Genomic DNA, 798 nt, shown 5'->3' with positions numbered 1-798 from the left:
GGTATAACCAAAGTCATCTAACGCCAACAGTTCACTGGCATCGATACGGAAGATCAACTGGATGTTATGCAACAGGTTCACGAAATCCAGATTCTTACTCGTGATCACATCCAAGGTCTGATCGATATAGCGATCCACTTGTGTGTTGGGTTCGAACAGTTTAAAGCGGTGTTTGAACTTGGGACTGACTTCTTCACGCTCGTAGAACCGGTCCATGATCTTATTCATGAAGACGTGATCGATCTCATCTTCCATCATGGTGCTCAGTACATACTTCATGACGAAGTGGTTCTTGTTCAGCACTAAGCCTTCACCAGTCATTGCATTGGTCGATTGCTCTTTGACGAATTCACGGTACTTGATCGAGAGTTTCGGAATATTGACTAAGACCACATCCAGTCCCGAACGGCCACCATCGTCATTCCCCATTGGTAATAACAGACGGGTGTCGTTGCGGTTGTGCTTGAGGATGCTAACGGTCTTGGCACGTTTCCAATCCTGCTCGACGTCCTTCACATTGAAGGTATCGTAACTGGAGATGATGATCTCTTCGCCTTCATTGCCGAAGAAGTACGAGGGATGGACAATTCCTTTTTCATCGTCACTAGTAAATTTAAAATGTTTCGCTAAGTATTTGGTCTTATCGTTGGCAAAATCTAAATACCGATAACTGTCAAATCCCGTGTAGCTGGGGAAGTGCTCCAGTATACGCGATAAGATGTGCGTGTTTTTCACAGCGAAGTTTCTATCTTGGTAGTAATTCTCGATGCTGTCACGGTTAAATGTGTACAGCCGACG

The 798-nt window shown here is 44.9% G+C and carries 1 protein-coding gene; it reads right to left on the bottom strand.

Annotated elements, in window-relative coordinates:
* A partial coding sequence (locus tag RR877_RS10410) for a hypothetical protein (RefSeq protein WP_332628204.1) occupies nucleotides 1–735 on the bottom strand: 735 nt, incomplete at its 3' end.
* Nucleotides 736–798: the final 63 nt, after the last annotated feature.

The sequence above is a fragment of the Aurantimicrobium sp. genome (assembly GCF_036667855.1).
Taxonomy (GTDB): Bacteria; Actinomycetota; Actinomycetes; order Actinomycetales; family Microbacteriaceae; genus Aurantimicrobium.
This window is presented reverse-complemented; position numbering and strand designations above follow the sequence as displayed.